General features: G+C 66.9%; 23 protein-coding genes. 9 read left to right on the top strand and 14 right to left on the bottom strand.

Features of this window, described 5'->3' with window-relative positions; all coding sequences use genetic code 11:
* The first annotated feature begins 112 nt into the window (after positions 1 to 112).
* The gene (locus tag ATK30_RS09810) at positions 113 to 766 is read left to right on the top strand and encodes an ACT domain-containing protein (RefSeq protein WP_167441874.1); all 654 of its coding nucleotides are present in this window, start codon (positions 113 to 115) and stop codon (positions 764 to 766) included.
* A 252-nt stretch (positions 767 to 1018) separates the two neighbouring features.
* On the opposite strand, the gene ATK30_RS09815 is transcribed toward ATK30_RS09810, so the two are convergent.
* From ATK30_RS09815 to ATK30_RS45580, 6 genes are all read right to left on the bottom strand, one after another.
* Positions 1019 to 1420 (bottom strand): PASTA domain-containing protein, encoded by a 402-nt coding sequence (locus ATK30_RS09815; protein WP_101435311.1) that lies wholly within the window; start codon positions 1418 to 1420, stop codon positions 1019 to 1021.
* Between the two features lie 322 nt (positions 1421 to 1742).
* Positions 1743 to 2237 carry a GNAT family N-acetyltransferase gene (locus ATK30_RS09820; RefSeq protein ID WP_101435312.1) on the bottom strand — a complete coding sequence of 165 codons (495 nt, stop codon included), beginning with the start codon at positions 2235 to 2237 and terminating at the stop codon, positions 1743 to 1745.
* Positions 2230 to 4389 (bottom strand): NAD-dependent DNA ligase LigA, encoded by a 2160-nt coding sequence (ligA, locus tag ATK30_RS09825; protein WP_101435313.1) that lies wholly within the window; start codon positions 4387 to 4389, stop codon positions 2230 to 2232. Before ligA ends, ATK30_RS09820 begins: the two co-directional genes overlap by 8 nt.
* Positions 4390 to 4400: 11 nt before the next feature.
* Positions 4401 to 5111, bottom strand: coding sequence for a hypothetical protein (locus ATK30_RS09830; protein WP_101435314.1), 711 nt, complete (start codon positions 5109 to 5111; stop codon positions 4401 to 4403).
* Positions 5112 to 5184: 73 nt separating this feature from the next.
* A complete protein-coding gene (locus ATK30_RS09835; RefSeq protein ID WP_101435315.1) occupies positions 5185 to 6219 on the bottom strand; it encodes a methionine synthase in 1035 nt (344 codons plus the stop codon).
* Positions 6212 to 6367: a hypothetical protein gene (locus tag ATK30_RS45580; protein WP_208637313.1), complete on the bottom strand. Its 156-nt coding sequence runs from the start codon at positions 6365 to 6367 to the stop codon at positions 6212 to 6214. Before ATK30_RS45580 ends, ATK30_RS09835 begins: the two co-directional genes overlap by 8 nt.
* On the opposite strand from ATK30_RS45580, the gene ATK30_RS09840 reads away from it, so the two are divergent.
* The 4 genes from ATK30_RS09840 (at position 6366) to ATK30_RS09855 (ending at position 10134) form a co-directional block, all read left to right on the top strand.
* Entirely contained in the window at positions 6366 to 7064 is a 699-nt protein-coding gene (locus ATK30_RS09840) for a hypothetical protein (protein WP_244194571.1), read from the top strand. The two genes, ATK30_RS45580 and ATK30_RS09840, sit on opposite strands and share 2 nt — an antisense overlap.
* Positions 7065 to 7168: 104 nt before the next feature.
* Positions 7169 to 8212 carry an MBL fold metallo-hydrolase gene (locus tag ATK30_RS09845; protein ID WP_101435317.1) on the top strand — a complete coding sequence of 348 codons (1044 nt, stop codon included), beginning with the start codon at positions 7169 to 7171 and terminating at the stop codon, positions 8210 to 8212.
* Positions 8213 to 8264: 52 nt separating this feature from the next.
* Complete coding sequence (locus ATK30_RS09850) at positions 8265 to 8708, top strand: GNAT family N-acetyltransferase (protein WP_376772171.1); 444 nt, start codon at positions 8265 to 8267, stop codon at positions 8706 to 8708.
* Positions 8709 to 8859: 151 nt separating this feature from the next.
* Entirely contained in the window at positions 8860 to 10134 is a 1275-nt protein-coding gene (locus ATK30_RS09855) for a DUF222 domain-containing protein (protein ID WP_244194572.1), read from the top strand.
* Positions 10135 to 10139: 5 nt separating this feature from the next.
* On the opposite strand, the gene mnmA is transcribed toward ATK30_RS09855, so the two are convergent.
* The 3 genes from mnmA to ATK30_RS09870 all read right to left on the bottom strand — a co-directional run bounded on the left by mnmA (position 10140) and on the right by ATK30_RS09870 (position 13864).
* Positions 10140 to 11234 (bottom strand): tRNA 2-thiouridine(34) synthase MnmA, encoded by a 1095-nt coding sequence (gene mnmA, locus ATK30_RS09860; RefSeq protein ID WP_101435319.1) that lies wholly within the window; start codon positions 11232 to 11234, stop codon positions 10140 to 10142.
* Positions 11235 to 11238: 4 nt separating this feature from the next.
* Positions 11239 to 12435 (bottom strand): cysteine desulfurase family protein, encoded by a 1197-nt coding sequence (locus ATK30_RS09865; protein ID WP_101435320.1) that lies wholly within the window; start codon positions 12433 to 12435, stop codon positions 11239 to 11241.
* A gap of 64 nt (positions 12436 to 12499) precedes the next feature.
* The gene (locus ATK30_RS09870; RefSeq protein ID WP_101435321.1) at positions 12500 to 13864 is read right to left on the bottom strand and encodes an MFS transporter; all 1365 of its coding nucleotides are present in this window, start codon (positions 13862 to 13864) and stop codon (positions 12500 to 12502) included.
* Positions 13865 to 14265: 401 nt separating this feature from the next.
* Between ATK30_RS09870 and ATK30_RS09875 the strand changes: the two genes are divergently transcribed.
* Positions 14266 to 15171, top strand: coding sequence for an NADP-dependent oxidoreductase (locus tag ATK30_RS09875; RefSeq protein ID WP_101435322.1), 906 nt, complete (start codon positions 14266 to 14268; stop codon positions 15169 to 15171).
* A 430-nt stretch (positions 15172 to 15601) separates the two neighbouring features.
* Here ATK30_RS09875 and ATK30_RS09880 read toward each other — a convergent pair whose 3' ends face one another.
* The 4 genes from ATK30_RS09880 to ATK30_RS09895 form a co-directional block, all read right to left on the bottom strand.
* Positions 15602 to 16486: a lysophospholipid acyltransferase family protein gene (locus tag ATK30_RS09880; protein WP_101435323.1), complete on the bottom strand. Its 885-nt coding sequence runs from the start codon at positions 16484 to 16486 to the stop codon at positions 15602 to 15604.
* A complete protein-coding gene (locus ATK30_RS09885; RefSeq protein ID WP_101435324.1) occupies positions 16483 to 17265 on the bottom strand; it encodes a GNAT family N-acetyltransferase in 783 nt (260 codons plus the stop codon). Before ATK30_RS09885 ends, ATK30_RS09880 begins: the two co-directional genes overlap by 4 nt.
* A gap of 176 nt (positions 17266 to 17441) precedes the next feature.
* Positions 17442 to 18401, bottom strand: a complete 960-nt coding sequence (locus ATK30_RS09890) for an electron transfer flavoprotein subunit alpha/FixB family protein (protein ID WP_101435325.1) — start codon at positions 18399 to 18401, stop codon at positions 17442 to 17444.
* A 28-nt stretch (positions 18402 to 18429) separates the two neighbouring features.
* Positions 18430 to 19215 carry an electron transfer flavoprotein subunit beta/FixA family protein gene (locus tag ATK30_RS09895; protein WP_101435326.1) on the bottom strand — a complete coding sequence of 262 codons (786 nt, stop codon included), beginning with the start codon at positions 19213 to 19215 and terminating at the stop codon, positions 18430 to 18432.
* 243 nt (positions 19216 to 19458) lie between these two features.
* Between ATK30_RS09895 and ATK30_RS09900 the strand changes: the two genes are divergently transcribed.
* The gene (locus ATK30_RS09900; protein ID WP_101435327.1) at positions 19459 to 20298 is read left to right on the top strand and encodes a DegV family protein; all 840 of its coding nucleotides are present in this window, start codon (positions 19459 to 19461) and stop codon (positions 20296 to 20298) included.
* On the opposite strand, the gene ATK30_RS09905 is transcribed toward ATK30_RS09900, so the two are convergent.
* Positions 20276 to 20707 (bottom strand): hypothetical protein, encoded by a 432-nt coding sequence (locus ATK30_RS09905; protein ID WP_101435328.1) that lies wholly within the window; start codon positions 20705 to 20707, stop codon positions 20276 to 20278. The two genes, ATK30_RS09900 and ATK30_RS09905, sit on opposite strands and share 23 nt — an antisense overlap.
* Before the next feature lie 53 nt (positions 20708 to 20760).
* On the opposite strand from ATK30_RS09905, the gene ATK30_RS09910 reads away from it, so the two are divergent.
* Together ATK30_RS09910 and ATK30_RS09915 are read left to right on the top strand one after the other, a co-directional pair.
* Complete coding sequence (locus ATK30_RS09910) at positions 20761 to 21534, top strand: class I SAM-dependent methyltransferase (RefSeq protein WP_101435329.1); 774 nt, start codon at positions 20761 to 20763, stop codon at positions 21532 to 21534.
* The gene (locus ATK30_RS09915; protein WP_101435330.1) at positions 21531 to 23060 is read left to right on the top strand and encodes a 1,4-alpha-glucan branching protein domain-containing protein; all 1530 of its coding nucleotides are present in this window, start codon (positions 21531 to 21533) and stop codon (positions 23058 to 23060) included. The genes ATK30_RS09910 and ATK30_RS09915 overlap by 4 nt, the downstream gene beginning before the upstream one ends.
* Positions 23061 to 23072: the final 12 nt, after the last annotated feature.

Genomic DNA, 23072 nt, shown 5'->3' on the forward strand with positions numbered 1-23072 from the left:
CGTCCCGCTTGCCGGACAGCGGGCCCCCGCGGGTACCCGGTCTGTCACAATCGGCGCCCGGCAAGCGCGTCCCACGACAGGGCTGGGACGCCTGAGGCGAGAGGGGCGCGTGGTGTCGTTCCTGATCCGGGTCCAGCTACCGGACTCCCCCGGCACGCTCGGCGCGGTCGCGACCGCGCTCGGCACGGTCGGGGCTGACATCCTGAGCGTGGACGTGGTGGAACGCGGCGGCGGGCTCGCGATCGACGACCTGGTGGTCGAACTCCCGTCGGGCCGGCTCCCGGACGCGCTGATCACCGCGGCCGAGAGCGTGGAAGGCGTCGAGGTCGACGCGGTGCGGCCGTACGCGGGCATCCTCGACACCCATCGCGAGCTCGAACTGGTCGAGGAGATCGCCGCGCAGCCGAAAGCCGGACTGGACTTGCTGGCCGAAGGTGTGCCGAAGATCATCCGCGCCGGGTGGGCGGTGATCGTCGAATATTCGGAATCGGGATCCCGGCGCTTGGCTTCGTCGAGTGCGGCGCCGGAGAACCCGTTCACGGACTTGCCCTGGCTGCCGCTGGAGCGCGCGACGGTCTTGGACGGCGAGGATTCGTGGGTCCCGGACACGTGGAAGGAACTCGGTACCGAGCTGGCCGCGACTCCGCTGGGCAAGCCGGGAAAGGCGATGCTGGTCGCGCGGCCGGGCGGGCCCAACTTCCGTGCCGCGGAGGTCGCCCGGCTGGCGCATTTCGCCGGGATTGTCGCGGTGGTTCTGGACGGGTGACCCCAGGTTTGGGTCAGCTGTCCTGACAGTTAGAGGGCGGCCGAGCTGAGCATCGGGCCGACCTCTCGGTTGCCGGTAATCGGCTAATCAGCCTGGCGAACGCCGTAGTCGCCAGCGGCCATGACTGGTCCACCGTTCTTTGCACCCGCCTCCAGCCGCCACCAGCGGTCCTCAAGTGCAGACAATCTCCCTCATGCAGGTGACTTTGCCCGTCATGGCGACCGGTTGCGCCGGCATGCCAGGCGTCGGTAATCAGCACTTGTCGGCATAGAGAGTCACGACCGTGCCAGCAGAAACCACGGTTCCGGGCTTGGGATCCTGCCCGGTCTGACACCAGTTCCGGTCGATGATCATCATCCGCTTCTTCCCGGACGAATCGACCTCGCGCAGGTTGTACAACCCAGCCGCCTGCATCGCGTCCTGTGCGTCCTGATGATTCATGCCGGACACGTCAGGGACCTTGACCGTCGCCGGCTGCGCAGCGCTGGCCGGCGCACTCACGGTCGCCGTCGCCGACTCGGTTGCCGTCGCGGTCACGGTCTCCGTCGCGACCGTCGTTGAGGTGCCACCGGGCTGTGGTGCTGCGTTGCACGCGACGGCAAGAAACGCGGCAACGCCAACGACCGGAACGGCAGTTTGAACGAACTTCGCCATGATCACGCTTCCTCGATCCGAGTCGGTACTTCACGCGTGACAACTTGAGTCGAAGCCAGACATCTAGCCGTTACAACCCATACACAGTTGAAGCTCGCCAAACAGACGCACCCCGCACAACCGTCCACCACCGACGGGCCTGACCGCCTCACACTCGGCCCGACGCTCACCGCCAGGCCCCTAAGCGCCCCATCAGTGCCCGGCGGGAGCCGGGACGAGATCCGCCGAACCGTCGCCGTTCAACGGCGAATACCGGAGGCGAACCCCGCCCAACGCTTTCGCCAAAAAACGGCAAAAGCCGCCGACCTGCAAGAATGGGGCGTCAGAAGCCGTATTCGTAGGCGATCAGGTTGACCCCCGGATGCGGATGCCAATCCCGCCCCGGCAAGCGCCGGAACCCGAGCCGCTCGTAGAGCCGGTGCGCCTTCCGCATCACGTCGAGGCTGCTCAGCACGACCCGCTCGACGCCGAGTTCCCGGCCACGGTCCAGCACTGCCTGGGTAAGCGCCTCGCCGACCCCTCGCCCGCGCGCCGCCTCCGCGACCGCCAACATGCGGAACTCCAACTCCCCCGGCTGGGAAATCTCGGACAGCTCGCTCCCCGGCTGAACGATCGCGACCGACCCCACGACCTGACCGTCCGGATCGACCGCGACCAGCAACTCGGCGTGCTCCGCCCGCCCCGAGACGTCACGAAGCTTCGCCTCGTACGCGGCATCAGTCTCGAAGAACCCCTCGATCCGGTAAGCCTCGACGGTCACCTCGCCAACCGCGTCGAACTCCTCGCGCCGCGCCGGCCGGATCTCCACCTCACTCATCGCCGCCCTCAGCTTCCTCGTCCGCACCGGTGTCGAGCGCCAGTTCCGCAGCCGCTTCCGGTCCGCGCTCCAGCAACGCGCGGAACCCGTTCTCGTCTAGCACCGGCACTTTCAACTGCACAGCCTTGTCGTACTTCGAGCCCGGCGAGTCGCCCACCACGACGAACGCCGTCTTCTTCGACACAGATCCCGCCGCCTTGCCACCGCGCGCCATGATGACTTCTTTCGCTTCATCACGGGAAAATCCTTCAAGGGAACCAGTCACGACGATCGACAGGCCTTCCAGGTTCCGCGGGATGGACTCGTCGCGCTCCTCCTCCATCCGCACCCCGGACCGTCGCCATTTTTCGACGATTTCCCGGTGCCAGTCGACCTCGAACCATTCCTGCACGGCGTGCGCGATGGTCGGCCCGACGCCGTCGACGTTCGCGAGTTCCTCCTCGCTCGCGTCCTCGATCCGTTGCAGCGAACCGAATTCCCGCGCGAGCGCCTGCGCCGCGGTCGGCCCGACATGCCGGATCGACAGGGCGACGATCACTTTCCACAGCGGACGGTCCTTCGCCGAGTCGAGGTTCGCCAGAAGCTTCCGCGCGTTCGCCGACAGGTCGCCCGCCTTGGTGCGGAACAACTCCACTTCGGCGAGCGACTCCTCGTTGAGGTCGAACACGTCGCCCTCGTCAGCGACCACCCTGGCGTCGAGCAGCGCGACCGCCGCCTCGTACCCGAGCACCTCGATGTCGAACGCACCGCGCCCGGCCAGGTGGAACAGCCGTTCCCGCAGCTGCGCGGGACAGAAGCGGGTGTTCGGACAGCGGATGTCCTTGTCGCCTTCCTTTTGGTAGGCGAGTTCCGTGCCGCATTCCGGACATTCGGTGGGCATCACGAATTCGCGCTCGTCGCCGGTCCGCGAGTCGACGACGGGACCGAGCACCTCGGGGATCACGTCGCCGGCCTTGCGGATGACGATCCGATCGCCGATCAGCACGCCTTTGCGCTTGACCTCTTCCTGGTTGTGCAGGGTCGCCCGCGCGACCGTCGAGCCCGCGACCTTGACCGGCTCGGTGACGGCGAACGGCGTGACCCGTCCCGTGCGGCCCACTCCGACCTGGATGTCGAGCAGCGTCGTGATCGCTTCTTCCGGCGGGTACTTGTATGCGATCGCCCACCGCGGCGCGCGCGAGGTGGTGCCGAGGCGTCGCTGCAAGGCGACCTGGTCGACCTTGATCACAACGCCGTCGATCTCGTGCTCGGCGTCGTGCCGATGTTCACCCCAGTAGGCGATGTGATCGGTGAGTTCCTTGCCGGTCCGCAGCACTCGCGTATGCGGCGACACCGGCAATCCCCAGGCCGCCAGGGCGTCGTAGGCATGCGACTGCGTGACCGGCTCGAAGCCGTCGCGCTTGCCGAGGCCGTGGCAGATCAGCCGCAGCCGGCGTTCCCTGGTGATTTTCGGGTCCTTCTGCCGCAGCGACCCGGCAGCTGTGTTGCGCGGATTCGCGTACGGCGGCTTGCCCGCCTCGACCATCTTCGCGTTGAGCTCGAGGAAGTCCTCGACGCGGAAGTAGACCTCGCCGCGCACCTCGACAAGCTTCGGAACCGGGAACTCGTCGGTGCCGGTGAGCTGGTCGGGCACCTGGTCGAGGGTCCGGATGTTGAGCGTGACGTCCTCACCCGTACGCCCGTCGCCGCGGGTGAGCCCCCTCGTGAGCTTGCCGTTTTCGTAGAGCAGGTTGATAGCCAGGCCGTCGATCTTCAGTTCGGCCAGGTACTCCGCGGACCCGATTTCCTTCTCGACGCGCTCGACCCAGGCGAGAAACTCGTCGGTGTCGAACACGTTGTCCAGGCTCAGCATGCGCTCGAGATGGTCGTGCGCGGTGAACTCGGTGGAGAACGTCCCGCCGACGTTCTGGGTCGGCGAATCCGGCGTGACCAGCGCCGGGTACTCGTCCTCGATCTGCTGGAGGTCGCTGAGGAGCGCGTCGAACTGGCCGTCGGAGATGATCGGCGAATCCAGCACGTAGTACCGGAACTGATGGCCGCGGATCTCCTCGGCGAGCGCGCCGTGCCGCTCGCGCACGTCGGCCGGTACGTCGGTCACGTCCTGGGCGGCCTCCACGGCCACCTCGTCTGGGGGAAGGTCGGTGCTGCTCACAGATGGTGAGCCTAGCCGGAGGCACCGACACTTTCGTCCGGTTGCTCCGTCAGCCCGCGGACCAGCTCTCGGAACTCCAGCAGATCGATCGTGCCCTCGGGCGCGGCCTCGGCGGTCTCGACCCGGCGCAGCCGCTCGGCGGCCAGACGCTCGCCCAGCGTCGCGTCGAGCGGCAGGAACGTCATCGTGGTGCGCGAATCCTCGTCCAGATCCGCGAACGCGGGATGGTGGACCGCGACGTCAACCACGCCGTCGTCCACCTGCGCCACAACCCGGACGTCAGCCAGGGAGATCCGATGCTCGCCCAGGTTCACCGTCACCTCGGTCGGATCCGGGACCGGAGGGACGGAATCGTGGTACTCCCAGATCGCGTCGTCTGGCGGTCCAGCCGCTTTCCACGCGTCCGTGTACGGGCGCAGCTCCGGGTCTTCCTGCCCGCTGACGACCAAGGCGTAGATGGCGGTCCGACCGCGTTCGAGCGAGAAGTGCAACCGCGGGTGCAGCGACTCGACGAGCACGCACAGGTCATGCTCGACGCGATGCGGCTCGCCTTCGCCCAGCGCAGCACTGACCTCGGGCAGGAGGTCATACCACCCTTCCCAGAACGCAGCGGCCGCAGCGGCCGCGTCGGACGGCACCTGCTGCTCAGGCCATGGCGTACGGGGATCTGGCGGCGCGGCTTCGGTATCTGCTTCCGAGCGGCGACGACGGAACAAGCGCATGATTCGGAATTTCCCCCGGTTGTTTCACTTCATCAGCCACGGTACTCGTCACAACAGCCGCACGTCCGCGGAATCACCAGTTCTCGGGTGGCTCCACGAACGCTTTGCCCAGGTCGCGACTAAGAGCGAGTGCGCGGCGCATCCACTCGTTCGTGGCACCGGCAAGACCACAGGCAGGCGTCGGAACAGCCCGCTCGGCCAGGATCGACCGATTGAACCCCAGCCGGTCCACGAGCCTGAGCGCCGGAGACGCGACCTCCTTCAGGCCCGGAGCTGTCACCGGGTCAGTGGCCGGCACGAGGCCCAAGAAGAACGAAATGCCGCTGTCCCAGGCCTCGCCGATCTCGTCCAGAAGCTCGGCGGACGCCCCGGCGAGCATGCTGATGTCGAACGCGACAGCCCCGGCGCCCGCCGCACGGAAGAGCGCGATCGGCGGCCGCGGAGCGCAGCAGTGGACGATGACCGGCTGACCGGTCATCGCGCCGATTCGTTCGATTGTCGTCGCAAGCAGCTCCCGAACCTCGGGCTCAGGCACTGCCGGGACGTTGCCGTATCCCGACGGAGTAGACAGACTTCCCGCGAGAACAGCGGGTAACGACGGCTCGTCGAGTTGCACGACGACCGGCGCGTCAGTCCTCGAAGTCAGCTCCGCGACATGCTGAGAAAGCCCGTCGAGCAGCGACGAGGTGAAGTCCCGCAAGGCCCCGCGGTCGGTGAGCACCCGATGTCCGCGGGCAAGCTCGATGCCCGCGCCGAGCGTCCAGGGTCCCGCGATCTGGGTCTTGAGGACCGTTGGCGCGCCAGTGTTCTCTCGGGCGGCTTGGACCGCGTCTAGGTCCCATTGGAGCAGGTCACGACCGCGACGATGGTCATGACCGGGCCGCCCGGCGACGCGGTAACCGCTGGGGACGACCTCGATCGCGAGGTCCACAAGCAACGCCGCGGTCCGGCCGACCATATCGGCACCCACGCCGCGCGCCGGCAATTCGGGCACATACGGGAAGCCGGGAAGCTCTCCGAACACCACGGCAGCGGCCTCGACGGGATCAGTCCCCGGCATAGACCCGATTCCCGTCGCCGCGCCCGCAGGCCAAGGTCGTTCACTCACAGGCCGGATTGTCGCGGAACCGGCGGGTGCCGTCTGCACCGCCCCTGCGGACAAGCTTCACCCGACCGCGCGGCAATAGCCGGACATTCGCCGCATATCCCTTTGCCCGCACCGAATTCGCGGTCACCGCGTTAGTCTGGATCGTCATGACCAGCTCCGCCCCGCCACCGCCCGGCAAAACACCCGGTGACGCATCCGCCCGGGAGCCGCGGCGGGGCAGCATGCCCGGAACACCGGGCCGCCGGGCCTCAAGCCGCTCCTTTGAGCGGACTCTCTTCACTGAGCCCGTCCTTTACGTCAGCCGGGAGGCGAAGCCGACCACCGCTGGCCAGGAGTACGGCGTGTTCGACCGCCACGGCATACAGATCGGCGGAGTTGCCGTCACAACGCCCAGTCTTCTGCGCAAGGTCATTCAGCTTCTGTGGAAATCCGACCAGTACGTCAGCCGCAGGTTCGAGGTCCACGACGCGAACCAGAGCATTGTCCTCAAGGTCGAGAAGCCATCGAAGGACCCGCTGGCCCGCTTCGTGGTCACCCGCGCGGACGGCACTCCGATCGGCGAAATCATCCCGACCGACGCCGGCCGCGTCCGTTTCACCCTGCGTGCCGAAGGCAAGACGATCGCGACCGTCGTCGCCAGCGGCCGGCAACGATGGGAAGTCACGGTCGAGGATCCGGTCGGCACCGAGGTCGCCCACGTCGGACCCCCATCGCCGGACCTTTCGCCGATCAGCGGCAACACCTGTCTCGTCGAAATCCCGCTGCAGGTCCCCGAGCCCCTGGCCAGCATGCTCGTCGCGACAACGTTGACTATCGACATCGCACTCACCGCGCAACGCGGCTGATCACGTGACCGGTGTCTCAGCCCCGCCAGGTGGACAGCGACCGGAATACGGCCCAATGTAAGGAAAGTCCGGGACGCCGAGGTCCCGCCTGGACGGAGGTCGCCGTGGAGCCGTTGCCCGAAGGCAGTAACCCGAACTGGGCCGATCCCGGGGTCTACGAAGTGGCCGCGGGCGTCTACCGGATCCCCTTGCCGTTGCCGAACGACGGGCTGCGTGCGGTCAACGTCTATGCCGTCACCGACGGCACGAATCTCGTGCTCGTCGACTCCGGGTGGTCCCTCACCGAATCTCGCCAGTTGCTGGCCGACGCGCTCAAGGCGATCAATGCAGAACTCGGCGATGTCCGCGAGTTCCTCATCACCCACGTCCACCGCGACCATTACACGCAGGCAGTGGCGCTTCGACGCGAATTCGGCAACCGGATCGCCCTAGGCAAGCTCGAGCAGCCTTCACTCGACGCGAGCGCCAACCCGAACCAGTTCCCCATGCAAGCCCAGCTCGACCTCCTTCGCCTCAGCGGCGGGCAAGAGGTCATCACCGCGCTCAGCAAGCTATTCGGTTCGGAGCCTCGCCACACCGAGGCGAATCTTTGGGAAGAGCCGGACGAATGGCTGACGCCTGGCAGACGAGCAGTGCTGCCCGAGCGCGAGTTCGATGTGGTCCACACCCCAGGACATACCAACGGCCACGTGGTTTTCGTCGACGGCGCGGCCGACCTGTTGTTCTCCGGCGACCACGTGCTTCCGCACATCACTCCGTCGATCGGCTTCCAACCGGTTCCGGCTGAGTTACCGCTGAACGACTATCTCGACTCCCTCCGTCTGGTTCGCGGCATGCCGGACAGGCGCATGTTGCCGGCTCACGGCCCAGTCACCGACAGCGTGCATGCCCGCATCGACGAACTTCTCGAACACCACCGGCAACGCCTCGAAACGATGGCGGCCCAGATCGAAGCCGGAGCAAGCACCGCTTTCGAAGCTGCCAACCGCCTCGGCTGGACCCGCCGCGGCCGCAAACTGTCCGAAATGGACGCGTTCAATCAGATGCTCGCTGTCCTGGAGACAGGAGCGCACCTGGATCTGCTGGTAGCGCAGAACAAGCTCGCAGCCGAAGACGTCGACGGCATTCGCCGCTACAAGGCCACGTAGCAGCCAACTGTCCGGCACTTGCTCGATGGCATACTGATCCGCCGTGCCTCCTATCACTGTGCGACGAGCTCGCGCTGACGACGTCGAAGCAATCGTCCAGATGCTCGCGGACGACCAGCTGGGCGCAACCCGCGACTCGCCGGCCGACCTGGAGCCCTACCTGCGAGCGTTCAAAGCCATTGAGGCAGACCCAAATCAGCTGCTGGTCGTCGCAACGTCGAATGACCGACCGGTAGCCACGCTTCAGCTGACGATCATCCCCGGCCTCGCACGGCGCGGGGCACTTCGCGGGCAAATCGAAGCTGTGCGCGTACACCGCGATCACCGTGGCTCAGGCATTGGCGCACAACTTGTGCAGTGGGCCATCGACGAATCGCGGCGACGCGGCTGCAACCTAGTCCAGCTCACGTCGGATACATCGAGGACTGCAGCGCACCGCTTCTACGAACGGTTGGGCTTCGTCGCGAGTCACACGGGTTTCAAGCTGCATCTCTGATCACCTCCTCCGCGCAGCTTCAGTCGTCATGCACTCGATCGCCCGGCTTTCACCGTGCCAGAGCTGTCACGCAAAAGCCAAGCGATTGCACGATGGGTCCCTTCGCGCAATTTAGCTGACTGTGCTCGAATCGATGCGTATCGTGACGATCATGAGCAAGTCGACCTCTCCGGCGGAGCACGCCGGACAGACCAACAACACCACCGAAACGGCAGATCTCGCTTTCCTGCTTCGCGCCATGCACGCGAACCTCAGCCTTTTCGATCGCCTGCAACCAGATCAGCTGATGGCGGCGGTGAAGGACGCGAACCGCCAGATCGCCCGCCTGCAGGCCTTGCAGCTGCATTGCATCGCGGGCATGCGAAGACGAAGATCAGACCCGCACGAACTGGCATGCGAGCTCGCGATTGCCTTGCACATCACCGATACCCGAGCCGGAACGATGATCGCCGCAGCTGAAGCCCTGTCTCAGCGGCTGCCTCGAACCTTCCGGCTGATGGATCAGGGCAAGTTCGATCTCTACCGCGCCATGAAGGTCACTGATGGCACCAGCCAGCTGTCCGACCGACATGCACGAATGGTCGACTGCCTGCTCGAACACCGGCTGGAAGACAAGAATCCAACCCAGGTCCGCAAGGCAACCGCTTACGCCGCAACGAAAATCGACCCAGACGGTGCGATGAACCGGCTAGCTCAGCGGAAAGCTGAGCGTCGCGTCGTCCTGCAGCACCAGAGCGAAGGCATCTCGCGGCTCTGCGTCGACAACGCGTCGGCTGACAAGGCTGCAGCGGCCTATCTCCGTGTCGACAAGATCGCTCGATCGCTCAAGACGGGTGACGAGAAGCGAACTCTCGACCAGCTGCGCGCTGACGTCGCGATCGATCTGCTGCTCAGCGGCAAGGGCGGCGTTCCAGAGCAAACCGAGGTGTACCTCTATGTCGACCTGAAGACATACCTGGGCCTCAACGACAATCCCGCCGAACTGGCTGGTCACGGTCATATCCCCGCCGAGCTCGCGCGCCACATCGCCACTGGTCCCGACACGATCGTCCGCCGGGTCATCACCGATCCGCTGACTGGGCAAGTGATCGAGGTCGGCAAGTTCCGGTATCGGCCGAGCATCGATGTCGAAGAGTTCGTGCGGGTCCGCGACCGTGAGTGCCGACAGCCCGGCTGCCCGCGGCCCGCGCAGAACTGCCTCACGGAACCCACCGGTCCTGATTCCGCGGACGCGGACTCGACGTTGAGCTACTGCCTACGCCACCGTCGGCTCAAGAATCGAGCTGACTGGAGCTACGAGGTCATGCAGGACGGAAAGCTGATCGTCACGACACCAACGGGTGAGAAAGCTGAGAGCGCACCTCCGCCGCTGCACGATCCCCAACCCACGCCGGATCAACCAGAGGAGGAACGTCTAGGCGCTTAAGGAGATCAGCGCGTGCCAGAAATCTTGGCGCTGCCGAGCACGAGGTCGCCAGCCTGGTCGTCTTGCCGATAAAGGACAACTACCTGACCAGGTGCCACACCGCGCAATGGCTCGCGCAACTGGATGGAGACTCGTCCGTCTTCATCCGCTTCGGCGACTGCATCGGCGATGCCTCCGTGCGCGCGGACCTGAACGGTGCATTCGGTCGGACCGTCCAAGGGTCGTCCGCTCGGCCAGATCGCCCGGTCCGCGTCGATCGCCTGGACACCGAGGTCTGCCGACGACCCGACCTTCACCGTGCCCGAAACAGGTTCGAGCGACAGGACGTACCGCGGTCGCCCATCAGCGGCCGGCGCATCGATACCGAGGCCCTTCCTCTGGCCGACGGTGAACCCGTGCACGCCGGTGTGGTGCCCGAGCACCGCTCCTGTCTCTGCGTCGACAAGTTCACCAGGACGCTCGCCGAGCCGCTTCTCCAAGAACTTCTTGGTGTCGCCGTCCGGGATGAAGCAGATGTCGTGGCTGTCCGGCTTCCGCGCGACGGAAAGTCCACGCTGCTCCGCCTCCGCACGCACGTCCGACTTCCAGGAGTCGCCCAGCGGAAACATCGCATGACGAAGCTGCTCTGGCTGCAGTGAAGCCAGAACGTACGACTGATCCTTACCCTCATCCGCGCTCCGGCGAAGTTCCAGCTCGCCGTCAACAGTCGCTAGGCGCGCATAGTGGCCGGTCGCAACAGCGTCGAAGCCGAGAGCGAGCGCCTTCTCCAGCAGCGCCTCGAACTTGATCTTCTCGTTGCAGGTCACGCAAGGGTTCGGCGTACGCCCGGCCGCGTACTCGCCGACGAAGGTCTCGACGACCTCCTCGGTGAAGCGCTCCGCGAAGTCCCAGATGTAGAACGGGATGCCAAGGATGTCAGCAGCCCGGCGAGCGTCGTGCGAATCCTCGATGGTGCAGCAGCCGCGGGAACCCGTCCGCAGCGTGCCAGGTTGAGCCGAGAGCGCCAGATGCACTCCGACGACGTCGTGGCCGGCGTCCACTGCGCGCGCCGCGGCGACGGCCGAGTCGACTCCTCCGCTCATTGCGGCCAAAACCCGCATTTCCTTACACCTCTTGCTTCTGAGTCTGCTTGCGCATGCCGGCGAGGCCGGCCTGTCGGGCACGGGTGACGACGCCGCCGATCTCGCGAGCCAGGGTGTGCACGTCATCCAGGGTCGACGTGTGGCCAAGCGAGAACCGGAGCGAACCGCGCGCTGCGGCGGCGTCTGCCCCCATCGCCAGGAGGACGTGACTTGGCTGCGCGACACCCGCCGTGCACGCCGAACCGGTGGAGCACTCGATGCCCTTGGCGTCCAGAAGCATCAGCAGGCTGTCACCCGCACAGCCGGGGAAAGTGAAGTGAGCGTGGCTCGGCAAACGCTCTCCGTCGCGACCGTTAAGAATCGCGTCCGGGACCTCGCGCAGAACCGCGGCGACAAGTTCATCGCGCAGCTTCTCGACCCGGTCGGCGTACTCCGCGCGCCCGCTGATCGCCGCTTGCACCGCAGCGGCGAAGCCAGCGATCGCCGGGACGTCGAGAGTGCCCGAGCGAACACTGCGCTCCTGGCCACCGCCGTGGAGGACAGGGACGCACGAGGTATCGCGGTCGAGGAGAAGTGCGCCGACGCCGTACGGGCCGCCGAGCTTGTGACCGGTCAGCGTGAGTGCGGCTGCGCCGGATGCGGTGAAGTCGACCGGAACTGCACCGACCGCCTGGACGGCATCGGTGTGCAGAGGAACCCCGTATTCGTTGCAGACTTCAGCGAGAGCGGCGACCGGATTGACAGTGCCGACCTCGTTGTTCGCCCACATCACCGTTGCCAGCGCAACGGTCTCCGGTGCCGACTCGATCGCAGCGCGGAGCGTTTCCGGCGCAACCCGGCCCTGGTCGTCTACTTCGAGCCAGGTGATCTCGGCGTCGGAGTGCTGCTCCAGCCACTCGACTGTGTCGAGGACCGCGTGATGCTCGACCGTGCTGCAAAGGATTCGACGTCGAGCCGAGTCCTCGCCGTGGCGGGCCCAGAAGATGCCTTTGACCGCGAGGTTGTCACTCTCCGTACCACCGCCGGTGAAGATAACCTCCGACGGCCGCGCGCCCAATGCGGCGGCGATCACTTCGCGTGCTTCCTCGACCGCGCGTCGAGCTCTGCGGCCCGAAGAATGCAACGCAGAGGCGTTGCCCACGGTGGACAAAGCCTCAGTCATCGCCGCAATGGCTTCGGGCAGCATCGGAGTCGTTGCCGCATGGTCGAGATAGGTCATCGCTCTATCAGGGTAGACCGATGCGGCCTGTGACGAAGCTCGCCCCAGGCCGCGGAGTGGCACGTCACACCTGTTTCGGCCACCTGCTCGTGAGGCGGACGCCGAGCAGCGCCAGCAGGACGAGGGCGATACTGAGCAGTCCCATCGCGGCAGAAGGCTGGGCAGCGGACGCGACGGCGGCCAGGAGCACCCCGCCGAGGCCGATGAGCAGCGCGGATCCGACCCAGTCGGCGAGCTGCATGGCGGAGGTGTTGAACCCCCGTTCCCCTTCCGGCGAGTAGCGCAGCAACAGGACCGAGATGGCGGGCATGGCGATTCCCATCCCGGCTCCTCCGACCGCGCAAACAGCGAAGGCCACCCAGGCGGGGAACCACGATTGGGCGACAAAACCGAAGCCGACCAGGCCAATCGCGACGAGCGCGAAGCCGGTGCGCAGCGATGCCTCGCGGGACCAGTCGAGGAACCGGCCTTGGAGGGCTGACGCGGCCGACCAGCCGAGCGCGGTGATGGTCAGCGGCAGGCCAGCGAGCGCAGGGCTGTAACCGTGAACGGTGGTCATGGTCAGCGGGAGGTAGGCCTCCATGCCCGCATATGCGCCGGCGATCAGGGCGCGAGAGGTAACCACCGTGGGCAGTCCGGGGCGAGAGGTCATAGTTCCGGCAGGCAGGAGCTTGCGCAATGCGACGGCTAGCCCGACCAGGCCCAAGGCCCCGTACGCGATCGCGGCGGGCGATGGGTGCTGAGCGGCCCAGCTCAGGGCAGCGACTCCAAGTGCCGCGACAACAGCGGCGACGACACCCGCGCGACGTCCGGCTGGCAGCGGCACATGGGCGGGCAAACGGCGAGTGATCTTGTAGAGGAGGACGACACCGATCCCGACCAGCGGAAGCAGCCCGAGGAAGACCCACCGCCAGCCCACGGTCACGGTCACCACGCCGGCGACCGACGGGCCGATGACCGCCGGAAGTACCCAAGCAGCCGCGTTGGCCGCGTAGATGACGGGACGTTCGCGGTCGGTGAACGTCACGGCGATCAGGAGCGAGACGGACACCAGCAGGAACCCCGAGCCGAAGCCCTGGAGCGCGCGGCCGACCAGAAGCATCGGCATCGTCGTGGCGATACCGGCGACAGCTAGTCCCGCAGCGAACAGCACCGGCCCCACCAGGAGGGCGGGTGCCGGTCCTCGGCGGTCGCCCAGTCGTCCGGACAAGACAGTGGCGACCACGCTGGCCACCAGGAACGTGGTGAACGGCCAAGAGTAGAGCGCGAGACCGTGGAGTTCGGCGACCAGCGTGGGCATCGCGGTGGCGACGCCCATGTTTTCAAAAGCCACCAGCGTGACCACAAGCAACAGGCCGACGGTGACAAGGCGATGTTCGCGACTCCAGAGGACGCTTTTTCGAGGCTGTGCTTCGACGGTCTGGCTCATGATCGCGAGCTTGCAACCTCCAGCGCTATGGAGGTCAAGCCGCCATCTGGCCTTTCGGGGTGAGCGGCGGGGTGCATCGCGTCCAGGTGGAAATTCGAGGCCTCAGGATGATGGTTCGCGGCTCAGGCTGGATCTGTTGATGCCACATCCGGGCAATGGAGGAGCGCTCGCCGCAGGAAGTCGATGACGCGGGGTAGCAGGCGACGTCGTGACGGTCACCAGACCGATGAATCAGCCACCCTTGCGGCTATGGGGCGCACTGTCTGCGTCACAGGGCGGTCGAGCGCGACGGGGGTGCGAGCGTTTCCGTTGACTGGCGAATCGAGCGTGCGGCTCGGAATGCGCCGGAGGCTGGTTGGCTTTAAGTAGGACGTACCGCGACCAAAGGAGAGCGAACCGAGATGCGAGCCATCACATTCGCCGAGTACGGCGGGCCTGAAGTGCTGCAACTGAAAGAGGTTCCGGTGCCGGAGCCCGGCCCGGGCCAGGTCCGGGTCGCAGTCCGGCGAGCGGGGATCAACCCGATCGACTGGAAGATTCGTTCGGGAGCGATGGCCGGAGGTGCGGCGCTCGAAGGTCCGCGGATCCCAGGGCTGGAGATCGCCGGAGTGGTCGACGCGGTGGGCGACGGAGCTGAGTTCAGCGTCGGCGATGAGGTGTTCGGTTGGTCGGCGACTGGCGGATACGCGGAGTTCGCGCTCGGCGGGGCGATCGTTCGCAAGCCGGCCGATCTCTCGTGGGATGACGCGGCGGCGTTGCCGGTTGCTGGCGAAACTGCGTTGCGCGTATTGCGGCTGCTCGACGTCAAAGCGGGCGAGCTGCTGGTTGTCCACGGAGCGAGTGGCGCTGTCGGTCGTTTCGCGACACAGATCGCGGTCGCGTTGGGCGCGACGGTGATCGGAACGGCTGGGCAGCACAATCTCGATGAGGTGAAAGCTCTGGGCGCGATTCCGGTGCGTTACGGCGACGGGTGGCTGGAGCGTGTCCGTGAAGTGGCGGACCGACCGGTCGATGCGGTGTTCGATGCCTCCGGTCATGGTGTTTTGCCGGAATCTATCGAGCTTCGCGGGTCGAAGGATCGCATCGTGACTATTGCCGACGGTGCGGCGTTCCAGCTCGGGCTCCCGTTCTCGTCTGGTGGCCAGGACGGGCAGACCCAAGAGGTACTGAACGAGATCCTCGGGTATGTACATAATGGACTGCGGATTGCGCAGGGGAAGACCTTTCCGCTAGAGGAAGCAGCAGCTGCACAGGAAGAGAGCCGGAACGGCCACCCCGGAGGGAAGCTAACTATTGCCGTTTCCTGACCACGTTCGTCGACTAAGCTGGGGAACGGTGCAGCTTTAGGTACCAGTTGGTGTCGCCATTTCGTGGCAACCGCGGCAAGCGGGTCGTTGCCGCTCAGTGGCGAAAAGGCTGAGCGCCGCGAGCAGACGCGCCGAGGCAACGGTGTCGCCACTCAGCGGCGACAAATCCGGAGCGCAGAAACCAGGCGCGTCGGCGTAAGTGATTCTTGTCGTGAGGCGGGCGCGGATGACCCGGCGACGGTTACCGGCACCGAGCCGGATAGCCGTAGCCATTCAGCGGAGAGGCAAGACGGGTGGCTGTCGCCGCTGAGTGGCGAAAGAGCTGGCTATGGCCAGCCGCAAGGCGAACCGGCGGGGGGTCGGACAGCTGTGGAGGGGTGTCGCCAAAAAACGGCAACACCCGTCCACGGCCCGCTGACCAGGGCGTTCGTCAGTGTGCGACCGGCTGGGAGGACGCCGGACGGCCGACCAGAACCCGGCGACGCTGCGGCGGGATGCGAACCGTGCCGAGGGCCGAGTGGACAGCCGCCTCGGCAAGAGCCGCCAGCGAACGGCGGTCTTCGGCGCGGCCCGGGGCGATCTCCGGGCACACGTGCACTTCCAGGACCAGACCGCGCAGCGCGGCGACCCGGCGCAACGACGCGATGAGCGACTCCGGTCCGATGAACGCCGGCTGGCTGGTTTCGCGACCGTCGGCGAGGCGGTAGCGCAAGGCGATCGGCCGGACCGGCACGCCGCCGTCGATCGCGGCTTGGAAGGTGGCCGTTGTGAAGCGGCCGGAGGCCAGGCCGCACCAGGTGGTGCCCTCCGGGGTGACGTTGACGAGCGCGCCGGCGCGGAGGCTGTCGGCAAGTTCGACCATGGTGCCCGGCAGGGTGCGCAAACGGTTGCGGTCCAGGAAAATGCTGCCGCCACGACGCACGAGCGTGCCCAGGACCGGCCAGGAACCGATCTCGATCTTCGCGAGCGCACGCATCGGGCGCAGTGCATTGATGGCGACGATGTCCAGCCACGAGATGTGGTTGTTCACCACGAGCGCGCCGCGGCCTGCCGGAGCGGCGAGGAAGTCCGCACCGCCCACGACAGACATCCGCACGCCAAACGCCCTCAGCACGGCTCGGAAAATCCGGCGCACCAAGCGTTCCCGGCTCCGGCCGCTGATCACCAACAGCGCCGGCGCGAGCAGCAGCGCTGCGAAGACTACCGAAATCGCTGCGGTGAAACGCAAAATCCGCCGAGGCAAGCCGACTGTCGGCGCGCCCTCGGTGAGGCAGCCGTCACCGCAGGGCGACGTCGGCATCCATGCGTGACTCATCCTTGCGCTCCGAGGAAGAACTTCAAGTACCGCTCGTCGACCTGCTGCAAGTCGAGAAGGACAAAGAAGTCCGCGACACCGAAGTCGGCGTCGAGGGCCGGCGGGCCGCACACTTTGGCTCCGAGCCGCACGTAACCCTTGATCAGCGGCGGAAGCACGGCCCGGTCAGGACGCGCGATCGCGCTCGGGTCCCACGGGTTCAGCGGCGAGACGCGCAACGAGTCGTCGGCGTGATGCTTGGCGCGGAGGACATCCCAGACGCCAGCGGCGTAGCTGCCGCCATCGTTCAGCGGGACCGAAGCGCAACCAGCGAGATAACGGTGTCCGGACAGGAGCATGTAGCGAGCGATCCCGGCCCACACCAGGCTCACGACGGCACCGCTGCGGTGGTCGGGGTGAACGCAGGACCGCCCGGTCTCGACCAAGGACGGCCGCAGATCGGCGAGCGTCGTCAAGTCGAATTCGCTGTCGGAATAGAGCTTTCCGGCCTGCGCGGCACGCTCCGGCGGGAGCATGCGGTAGCAGCCGACGATCTCGCCGTTGTTGTCGTCGCGGACCACGAGGTGGTCGCAGAATTCGTCGAAGTAGTCGACGTCCCGGCCGGGCTCCGGGGAATGCAGTTCCGCCCCCATCTCCTCGGCGAAAACCCGGTATCGCAGTTTCTGTGCGGCGAGCACTTCATCGTTCCCGTTGGCGACCAGAAGCGAATACCGCGGCGCGCCTGCGGGAAGGTCGGCACCCGCCTGATCAGTACTGACGAGGAGCTGTGACGACGTCATGGTCAAGGTGTACCTGCCGGTAAGCGGCCTCGGAGAGTGCCAATCGATGACCGGTCAGTGCACGTTGAGTTAATTGCGGGTTCTCAGGTTCTTCTCAGGCTGCCGAGAAGCTTCCGGAGAACGCGGAAGGCCGCCGCGTGGCGAGCACGCGACGGCCTTCCGAGCTAACGAGAACGTCAGCCCTTGCGCTTGTCGACAGCCTCGGTCAGCTGCGGCGCGACGTTGAACAGGTCGCCCACCACACCGAAGTCGGCGATCTCGAAGATCGGGGCCTCGGCGTCCTTGTTGACCGCGATGATCGTCTTCGACGTCTGCATGCCGGCGCGGTGCTGGATCGCGCCCGAGATGCCGAGGGCGATGTACAGCTGCGGCGACACCGTCTTGCCGGTCTGGCCGACTTGGAACTGCGCCGGGTAGTAGCCGGAGTCGACCGCGGCACGGGAGGCGCCGACAGCCGCGCCGAGCGAGTCGGCCAGCTTCTCGACGACGTCGAACTTCTCCGCCGAGCCGACGCCGCGACCACCGGACACGACGATCGACGCCTCGGTCAGCTCCGGACGGTCCCCGCCGACAACCGGCTCGATGCCGGTGATCTTGGCGGACTTCGCCGGGTCCTGCGCCGGGATCTCGACGGTCTCCTCGGCGGCCGCGCCATCGGCGGCCTCCGCCTCGACCGCACCCGGACGCACCGACACGACCGGCGCGCCCTTGGCGGCCTTGGACTTCACCGAGAAGGCGCCACCGAAGATGGACTGTTCCACAGTGCCGTCGGCGTTCACGCCGACCGCGTCGTAGAGCAGACCGGAACCCAGCCGCAGCGCGACCCGCGCGGCCACCTCCTTGCCCTCGGCGCTGGCGGCGACGAGCACCGCGGCCGGGGAGACCTGCTCGGCGAGCTTCGCGAGCACGTCGACCTTCGGGGTCACCAGGTAACCGGCAGCGTCGTCGCCCTCGGCGACGTACACCTTCGCCGCGCCGTGGCCGGCGAGCGCTTCCTTGGCCTTCGCCGCGGTGCCGGTCGGGCCCACCACGACGGCGGAGGGCTCGCCGAGGGCGCGCGCAGCGGTCAGCAGCTCGAGCGTGACCTTCTTGACATCACCGTCGACGTGGTCGACGAGGACGAGTACTTCAGCCATTTTCCGGAATCCTCCTCGAAACCGTGTCTCAGATGAGCTTCTGCGCGACCAGGTACTCGGCGACCTTCGAGCCGCCGTCGCCCTCGTCCTCGACCTTCTCGCCCGCGGTGCGCGGCGGCTTCGGCGAGGCCTCGACGACAGTCGACCACGCGTTGGCGAGACCGACCTCGCCCGCGTCGATGCCCAGGTCGGCGATGGTCAGCGTCTCGACCGGCTTCTTCTTCGCGGCCATGATGCCCTTGAACGACGGGTAGCGCGGCTCGTTGATCTTCTCGCTCACGCTCACCAGCGCCGGCAGGTTCGCCTCGAGGTGCGTGATGCCGTCCTCGGTCTCGCGGTCGGCCTTCACGGAGGAACCCTCGACGGTCAGCTGGCGCACGTAGGTCAGCTGCGGCACGCCGAGCAGCTCGGCGAGGATCGCGGGCACGGCGGCACCGCGGCCGTCGGACGCCTCGTTGCCGGCCAGGATCAGGTCGAAACCCTCAACCTTGCCGACGGCGGCGGCGAGGACCTTCGCGGTGGCGATCGCGTCGGAGCCGTGCAGTGCCTCGTCGGACACGTGGATGGCCTTGTCGGCGCCCATGGAGAGCGCCTTGCGGATCGCGTCGGTCGCGCGGTCCGGGCCGACCGAGATCACGGTGACCTCGCCCTCGCCGGCTTCCTTGATCTTGAGGGCCTCTTCGACGGCCTTCTCGTTGATCTCGTCGAGCACGGCGTCGGCGGATTCGCGGTCAAGGGTGTTGTCGGAACCGGAGAGCTTCCGCTCCGAGTAGGTGTCCGGTACCTGCTTGACCAGGACAACGATGTTCGTCATGGGTCTTGTTCGACCTCCCGGTTGGGGCCGGCTCTCGGCCGCGGGACAGTGCTCTACTGAGCGGTAGATTAGGGCCAATTCCGCGGCCGGACCCCTCGAGGTGACGGCATTCACCTGGATGAGCAATCTAATGGGACCATCGCCCTAGTATTTGCTCGGTTAGCCCGTCCAGCGCGCCGCTCGCCCGATCGGACCAACGGTCACTTACTCGCAGTAGGCCGTCAGGGGTTACGCTCCGGCACCATGTCCGCGCACATCGCCGTAGTCACCGACTCGACCTCGTGCCTGCCCGAGCAACTCGCCGCTCAGTGGCGAATCAGTGTCGTCCAGGTCCAGCTGCACGTCGGCGACCAGACGGACGACGAGCACCGCTTCGACCGGAGCGAGCTCATCCAGACGATGAAGTCCGGCGCGGCCGTCACGACTTCGCCGCCCGATCCGGGCGCGTTCTTCTGGAGCTACCAGGACGCGGCCTCCGCCGGCGCGTCCGCCATCGTGAGCCTGCACATCTCGGGACGGCTTTCGCAGACCGTCGAAGCCGCCCGCGAAGCCGCCCAGCAGGTCCGGATTCCCGTGCACATCCTCGACAGCGGGACGGCGAGCATGAGTCTCGGCTACGCAGCGGTGTCCGCCGCCCGCGTCGCCGGGGCCGGCGGACAGCTCGAGCGAGTCCTCGATGCCGCGGAACGGCGAGTGCGCAGCTCGACCGAACTGATCTACGTCGACACGCTTGAGTACTTGCGGCGATCGGGACGAATCGGTGCCGCCCAGTCGATGCTCGGCAGTGCGTTCGCGATCAAGCCGCTGCTCACCGTCCGCAATGGAGAAGTGAGCCCGCTCGCCCGCGTTCCCGGCACTAAACGAGCGATGAACCGGCTCGTTGACCTGGCGGTGAAGGCCGCCGGCGACCAGCCGGTCGACCTCGCGGTGACCCGTTTCGGTTCCGACGAGAGCGAGATCGTCCAGCGGCTGCGAGAGCGCGTGCCGGGCGCGGGCGAGATCGTTGTGGGCGACGCAAGCACCGTCATCGGCGCTCACGTCGGCCCGGGTGCGCTCAGCATCACGGTGTCGCCGTCGAACTGACCGCGTTTCGCCGCGCCGGGACCACAAGCACCACGAGCGGCAGCAGGACCGTCACCGCCAGTCCGCCGATGATGAGCATCTGGTCGAGCTGCGGATAGTGCCCGACGTGCCCCGCGTGGTAGATGAGGTGCGGAACGGCGAACAGCAGCGCCGCAACCGCCACCAGCCGCGCGACAATTGTGGTGCCCATCACGGCAGCGCCGACCAGCATCGCGCCAAGCGCCAGGCTGAGGCCGCCGAAATCGATGATGAAGTGCTCGTTGTAGGGCCCGTCCATGGAGACCCAGCCGTGCCGGAAACCGGGAAAGTCCTGGTAGAACCCCATCGGGTCGAGCAGCGGCCACAGCCCCTGCACCAGGGTGTAGAGACCGAGCAGGATCAGGAGGATGCGCGTGATCGTCCGTTGCATACGGCTGGAACGAGACGGCTGCGCGAAACGTGACAGGCGCTAGGGTCGCGCAGGTGACCAACGCAGCCACCCGGGCCGAGGCACTGCACCTCACCGGCGAACGGACCGTCCCCGGCATCCCCGAGGAAAATTACTGGTTCCGCCGCCATGAAGCCGCCTACCTCGCCCTCCTCCCCCACTGCGCCGACGCGACCGTGCTCGAAGCCGGCTGCGGCGAGGGCTACGGCGCCGGGCTCATCGCCCAGCACGCCCGGCGAGTGCTCGCGCTGGACTACGACGTGCCGACCACCGAGCACGTCGCGCGCCGGTACCCGGATGTCGCCGTCGCGCGGGCAAACCTGGCGTACCTCCCACTGCGCGACGGTGCGGTCGACGTGGTCGCGAACTTCCAGGTGATCGAGCATCTCTGGGACCAGGACGGTTTCCTCGCCGAATGCTTCCGCGTCCTGCGCCCGGGTGGGAAACTGCTGGTCACGACCCCGAACCGGCTCACCTTCACGCCGGACAGCGACACTCCGCTCAACCCGTTCCACACGCGCGAACTGTCACCGTCCGAAATGGACGGCCTGCTGCGCGCAGCCGGGTTCACCGTCGCGGCACTGAACGGGCTGCACCATGCGGAATCCCTGCGTACCACGGAATCCCGCTACGGCGGCTCGATCATCGACGCTCAGCTGGACGTCGTCATGGGTTCCCTTCCCGGACAGGCCACCTGGCCCGCCGACCTCCTCGCGGACGTCGCGGCGATCCGGGCCGACGACTTCGCCGTGCACAGCGACGACCTCGACGCAAGTCTCGACCTGGTGGCCGTGGCGGTGCGCCCGTGAGCGCCGGGAACTCCGCCCACGAAGGCACGTTCTGCCTCGTCCTGCACAGTCACCTGCCGTGGCTGCCGCACCATGGCAGCTGGCCGGTCGGCGAGGAATGGCTGTACCAAGCGTGGACACATTCCTACCTGCCGGTCGTCGACCTCCTGCGCCGTTTCGCCACTGAGGGGCGACGCGACGTCTTGACGCTCGGCATGACGCCAGTTCTCGCCGCACAGCTCGACGATCCGTACGCCATCCGCGCCTGCCACGACTGGGTCGGCCACTGGCAGCTGCGCACGCAGCACGCATCGACGCTCTGGCACGGCGATCCGTTGCTGCGCGACCTCGCCGCCGCCGAGCACCAGGCCGCGATGAGCGCGACCGAGGAGCTGGAAACGCGCTGGCGGCACGGCTTCTCGCCGATCCTGCGGTCGCTTGTGGACAGTGACACGATCGAGCTGCTCGGCGGACCGCTCGCGCATCCGTTCCAGCCATTGCTGGACCAGCGGGTGCGACGGTTCGCCCTCCAGGCGGGGCTGGAGGACACCGCACTGCGCATCGGCCGTGCGCAAGAAGGTATTTGGGCACCTGAGTGTGGTTATGCACCGGGAATGGAACGAGATTATCACGACGCTGGCGTGCGACGCTTCCTTGTCGACGGCCCTTCACTCCATGGTGACACCTCGGCCGCCCATCCCGTCGGCGATTCCGACGTCGTCTGTTTCGGCCGCGATCTCGAAGTCACCTACCGGGTTTGGTCGCCGAAAGCTGGCTACCCAGGCCATGCGGCGTACCGCGATTTCCACACTTGGGCGCACGAAGTCGGCCTGAAAGCATCGCGCGTCACCGGGAAAACTGTTGAGCCACAAGACAAAGCTCCCTATGACCCCGCGCTCGCCGCGGACGTTTTAGGTTCGCACGTCAAGGATTTCGTCGAAACAGTCGTCGCGCGGCTGAGGTCTCTCCGCGAGCAACACGGCAGCGAGTCACTGGTGGTTGCCGCCTACGACACGGAGCTCTTCGGACACTGGTGGCATGAAGGCCCCGCATGGCTCGAGGGGATCCTGCGCGCACTGCCCGAAGCGGGCGTCCGAGTGACCACATTACGCGGCGCGCTGGAGGCCGGCCATCTAGGCGAACCGGTCCAGCTGCCCGCGTCCTCATGGGGCTCCGGCAAGGACTGGCGAGTCTGGGACGGCGAACAGGTCGCGGACATGGTGCAGGACAACACCGCTCTGCAGACCCGCCTGCTCGACCTGGTCGACCAGCAGGACGGGACCACTCGCGACGCCGTTGCCGATCAGGCCGTCGCTGAGGCGATGATGGCGCTGTCCAGCGACTGGGCGTTCATGGTCACCAAGGACTCCGCTGCCGACTACGCCCGTCGGCGCGCCCGGGTGCACACCGAACGATTCGACGCCCTGGCAGGGTTGCTGCGCAGCGGGGATCGTGCTCGAGCGCTTGCCCTGGCCGAGGAATACCGCCGGGCCGACGGCCCGTTCGGACATCTGGACGCGCGCGCCCTGCGCCGTCCTCGCGCATAACGATCGAAGGGA

Origin of the sequence: Amycolatopsis echigonensis, from assembly GCF_002846615.1 — a bacterium.
Classification (GTDB): Bacteria; Actinomycetota; Actinomycetes; order Mycobacteriales; family Pseudonocardiaceae; genus Amycolatopsis; species Amycolatopsis echigonensis.

Excerpts from the sequence above, each read along its gene's own strand:
- ATK30_RS09815 (WP_101435311.1), bottom strand. The coding sequence starts at position 1,420 with ATGGCGAAGTTCGTTCAAACTGCCGTTCCGGTCGTTGGCGTTGCCGCG.
- ATK30_RS09820 (WP_101435312.1), bottom strand. The coding sequence starts at position 2,237 with ATGAGTGAGGTGGAGATCCGGCCGGCGCGGCGCGAGGAGTTCGACGCG.
- ATK30_RS09830 (WP_101435314.1), bottom strand. The coding sequence starts at position 5,111 with ATGCGCTTGTTCCGTCGTCGCCGCTCGGAAGCAGATACCGAAGCCGCG.
- ATK30_RS09840 (WP_244194571.1), top strand. The coding sequence starts at position 6,366 with ATGACCAGCTCCGCCCCGCCACCGCCCGGCAAAACACCCGGTGACGCA.
- ATK30_RS45580 (WP_208637313.1), bottom strand. The coding sequence starts at position 6,367 with ATGACGATCCAGACTAACGCGGTGACCGCGAATTCGGTGCGGGCAAAG.
- ATK30_RS09855 (WP_244194572.1), top strand. The coding sequence starts at position 8,860 with ATGAGCAAGTCGACCTCTCCGGCGGAGCACGCCGGACAGACCAACAAC.
- mnmA (WP_101435319.1), bottom strand. The coding sequence starts at position 11,234 with ATGCGGGTTTTGGCCGCAATGAGCGGAGGAGTCGACTCGGCCGTCGCC.
- ATK30_RS09865 (WP_101435320.1), bottom strand. The coding sequence starts at position 12,435 with ATGACCTATCTCGACCATGCGGCAACGACTCCGATGCTGCCCGAAGCC.
- ATK30_RS09870 (WP_101435321.1), bottom strand. The coding sequence starts at position 13,864 with ATGAGCCAGACCGTCGAAGCACAGCCTCGAAAAAGCGTCCTCTGGAGT.
- ATK30_RS09875 (WP_101435322.1), top strand. The coding sequence starts at position 14,266 with ATGCGAGCCATCACATTCGCCGAGTACGGCGGGCCTGAAGTGCTGCAA.
- ATK30_RS09880 (WP_101435323.1), bottom strand. The coding sequence starts at position 16,486 with ATGAGTCACGCATGGATGCCGACGTCGCCCTGCGGTGACGGCTGCCTC.
- ATK30_RS09885 (WP_101435324.1), bottom strand. The coding sequence starts at position 17,265 with ATGACGTCGTCACAGCTCCTCGTCAGTACTGATCAGGCGGGTGCCGAC.
- ATK30_RS09890 (WP_101435325.1), bottom strand. The coding sequence starts at position 18,401 with ATGGCTGAAGTACTCGTCCTCGTCGACCACGTCGACGGTGATGTCAAG.
- ATK30_RS09895 (WP_101435326.1), bottom strand. The coding sequence starts at position 19,215 with ATGACGAACATCGTTGTCCTGGTCAAGCAGGTACCGGACACCTACTCG.
- ATK30_RS09900 (WP_101435327.1), top strand. The coding sequence starts at position 19,459 with ATGTCCGCGCACATCGCCGTAGTCACCGACTCGACCTCGTGCCTGCCC.
- ATK30_RS09905 (WP_101435328.1), bottom strand. The coding sequence starts at position 20,707 with ATGCAACGGACGATCACGCGCATCCTCCTGATCCTGCTCGGTCTCTAC.